Source organism: Collinsella sp. SGI.033 (assembly GCF_050315135.1).
Lineage (GTDB): Bacteria > Actinomycetota > Coriobacteriia > Coriobacteriales > Coriobacteriaceae > Collinsella.
This window is the reverse complement of sequence record NZ_JBNPOK010000042.1, coordinates 1-3,787: the sequence shown is the minus strand read 5'-3', so window position 1 is coordinate 3,787 and position 3,787 is coordinate 1. Positions and strand designations below refer to the sequence as shown.

2 protein-coding genes are annotated in these 3,787 nt (G+C 65.8%); both read right to left on the bottom strand.

Annotated elements, in window-relative coordinates:
* Positions 1-107: 107 nt before the first annotated feature.
* Positions 108-2,939: a molybdopterin-dependent oxidoreductase gene (locus tag ACQRC0_RS08590; RefSeq protein WP_427729288.1), complete on the bottom strand. Its 2,832-nt coding sequence runs from the start codon at positions 2,937-2,939 to the stop codon at positions 108-110.
* The coding region (locus ACQRC0_RS08585) for an FAD binding domain-containing protein (RefSeq protein ID WP_427729286.1) at positions 2,939-3,787 on the bottom strand (849 nt) is incomplete at its 5' end. The genes ACQRC0_RS08585 and ACQRC0_RS08590, both read right to left, overlap by 1 nt.

The following is a 3,787-nucleotide window of genomic DNA, read 5'->3' as shown; positions in this document are numbered from 1 at the left end:
CCAAATTAGCTACCCCCATCGGCTATCTCCCGCAGCCCACAATTCGGTTGAAAAGTGGGCTGCAGTTTCCTCGGGCTTGCCAAAGAGCGGCGGCTGCCGCGCCTCGCCTACTCCCCCAGCAGGGCCTTCTCGGGCGTGATCGGCAGCGAGCGAACCTGGTGGCCGGTGGCGTGCGCCACGGCCGAGGCAACGGCGGCGAGCGGTGTGTTGATGACGACCTCGCCGATCGACTTGGCGCCAAACGGGCCCGTCGGCTCGTAGCTCGGCTCAAAGGCCACACGAATGCTGCCGATATCCAGGCGCGTGGGCAGCTTGTAGCTCATAAAGTTACCGGTGCGCAGGCGGCCGCGTTCGTCGTGCTCGACAATCTCGTAGAGCGCGTGACCGATGCCCTGGGCAATGCCGCCCTCGGCCTGGACGCGCGCGAGCGCCTCGTTGATCACGGTGCCGCAGTCCACAGCCGCCGCATAGTCCACCACAGTCACCTTGCCGGTGGCCTTGTCGACCTCGACCTCGGCAATGCCAGCCATAAACGGCGGAGGCGAAACGGGCAGGCAGGCAGAAGCATGCGAGGTGAGCGCGTCGCCGCCCGCGATGTTCTTGACGCACAGGTTGGCAAAGTCGCGCAGCGTGAGGTAGCGGCCGCACTCGCGAGCGGCGCGCTCGTCAGACAGACGCACGTACTGGCCGTCGAAGACCACGTCGGCGGCGTCCACGTCCCACATCTGGGCGGCCTTGGCGCAGATCTTCTCGCGCAGCTCAGTCGCGGCATTCTTGGCTGCCAGGCCCGTCACGTACGTGCCCGAGCTCGCGTACGAGCCGGCATCGAACGGCGAGACGTCGGTGTCCACGCCGCGCACCACGATAAGCGAGCTCTCCACGCCCAGCTCCTCGGCGGCAATCTGCGCCAGGATCGTGTCGACACCCATGCCGTTATCGGTGGCGCCGGTGCCGATGGTAATGAAGCCGTCCTCCTCCAGGCGCATGTCGATGCCGCCGATATCCACGTTGGAGATGCCCGAGCCCTGCATGGTGAGCGCGCAGCCCAGAGCACGCACGCGGTCGCCCAGGTCCACGGCCAGCGGCTTGTCGCGCCAGCCGATCATGTCCATCGCACGCAGCAGGCAGCGGTCGAGCGCGCAGGCGTTGAGCTTTTCGTTGTAGTACTGCGGCATAATCTCGCCCTCGCGCACGATGTTCTTAAGACGCAGGTCGGCGGGATCCATGTGCAGCATGTCGGCGAGCTCGTTGACGGCGCTCTCCACGGCAAACTGGCCCTGGGTGGCGCCGTAGCCGCGATACGCACCGCCGCGGTTGGTGTTGGTGTAGACGGCGTCCCACCTAAAGCGGCTCGCCTTCACGTGGTTGTAGATGGGCAGGCTCTTGTGACCCGAGAGGCCGATCGTCGTGGTGGCATGCTCGCCATACGCGCCGGCGTTGGACAGCGTGTGCAGGTCGATGGCCGTGATGGTGCCGTCGTTCATGGCGCCCAGCTTGACGGTCATCTGCATCTGGTGACGCGAGTTGCCCGCAGTGATGGTCTCCTCGCGGGTGTAGCAGCAATAGCTCGGACGGCCAGTCTGCTGCGTCACGAACGCCACGAAGATCTCGCAGCAGCCCGTCTGCTTGGAGCCAAAGCCGCCGCCGATGCGCGGCTTAATAACCTGCACCTGCGACTGCGGAATGTCGAGCGACTGCGCGACCATGCGGCGCACATGAAAGGGCACCTGCGTGGAGGTGGTCACCGAGATGCGGCCGAACGCGTCGGTCGTCGCGAAGGCACGGAAGGTCTCCATGGGCGCGGTCTGCGTGGCCTGGCTGGTGTAAGTGCGCTCAAAGACGATGTCGCTCTGGGCGAAGGCCTCGTCCAGGTCGCCAAAATCGCTGGTACCGCTGCACACCAGGTTGCGAGCAACGTCGCCGCCCTGCGGGAACATAAAGGTCACGTCGCCCTCGGGGTGGACCACGATGTCGTTATCGAGCGCCTGGGTAAAGTCGAGCAGGGGCTCGAGCACCTCGTAGTCGACCTTGATGAGCTTGAGTGCCTTGTCGGCGGCCTCCTCGGTCTCGGCGGCGACGATCGCCACCTCCTCGTTTTGGTAGCGCACCAGGTTCTCGAGGATCAGGCGGTCGTAGGGGCTCGGCTGCGGATAGCTCTGGCCGGCGATGGTAAAGCGGCGCTTGGGCACGTCCTCGTAGGTGTAGACGCCCACCACGCCGGGCACCTTCAGGGCGCGCGACGTATCGATGGAGCGGATCTTGGCACGGGCATACGGGCTGCGCTTGAGCTTGACGATAAGGGCGCCGGCGGGCACCAGGTCTCCTGTGTAGACGGGACGCCCCTCGAGCAGGGCCTTCGAGTCCTTCTTGGGCTGCTTATGGGTGATCTGCTTGTACGAGACGCCATCGCAGCTGGTGTCGTTGACCGGAAGCTCGGGCATCTCAAAGCCCACCTGCACACCGGACTCGTTAAGGAAGCGGACGATGGCGCGCAGCTGGCTCTCGTAGCCGCTGCAACGGCAGAGGTTGCCGGCCAGCTGGCGCGAGAGCTCTTCGCGCGTGGCGACGAGGCTCGGGTCCTCCTTGGCGGCGCGGGCAAGCGCCAGCACGTTCATGATGAGGCCGGGGGCGCAAAAACCGCACTGCTCGGCGCCTTCGGCAGCCATTGCGTGGGCGAGCGCCTCGGACTCGGCCTTGAGGCCCTCGAGCGTGGTGACGGAGCGGCCCTCGACGCGCGCAGCGGGAACCGAGCAGCTCAGCACCGGGTCGCCATCGAGCCACACCGTGCACAGGCCGCAGTTAGTAGTCTCGCAGGCGCAGCGCACCGACGCGCAGCCCTGCTCGCGCAGCAGCGCAAAGAGCATGGTGTCGGGGGCAATCTGAACCTTGACCTTGCGGCCGTTGAGCGTAAAGGAAAGATCGATGAGTTTGGCAGCCATTAGCGCACCTCGCTAGAATCGACGCCGGGCACGCGGCGGCAGGAATACTCGTCCGTGGCAAACTTAGGCACTTGCACGCCCTCGAGCTCGCGGGCAAGCGAGGCCGAAAGCTCGATGCCGGCGGCGCGACGCACGGCCTGAATCGCCAGCGGCGCCGAGATGCAACGGCGATAGTCGGCCGAGCCCCACAGGTTGGTGCCGTAGCTCAGCGCGCGTACGGACGCGGCCAGGGCGCGCAGCTCGTCCTCGGAAGGCTGCTCGCTCACCAGGCCGCACGCCTCGCCCTGCAGCAGGGTTGCGCGCAGCGGGCGGGCGCCCACGGTGACATGCCAGCTGTTGTCCCACCAGGCAGCGGTGACGTTTAAGGAGGGGAAGTCGGTCGCGGCCTTGCGCACGGCCTCGTAGCTTGCGCGGTAATCGTGCTTAACGACCACGACGCGCTCGATCACGTCGCGCACGTAACCCATATCCACGAACTCGGCGAGCGACACGCGACCGGCCCCCGTCAGCTCAACGTATGAATCGAGCGCCAAAAAGGCCGAGAGCACGTCCGAGAAACCAAAGCGACCGTAGATGCTGCCGCCCACCGTGGCGGTGTTGCGCAGCTGCACGCCCACGATATCGTGGACGGCGAACTCAAAGACATGGTTGACGAGCGCGTTGAGCTCGGCATGGCGCTCGAGCTGTCGCAGGGTGCACATGGCACCGATGCGAAACTCGGTCTCGGTCTCCTCGATCTGATCGAGTCCGCAGGCCGAAAGGTCAATCGCCGTCGCCACGCGACGCGAACCCAGGCGCATCCAGATGCCGCCGCCCACAATCTTGTTGTTGCGGTTCTTCTGTAAGAG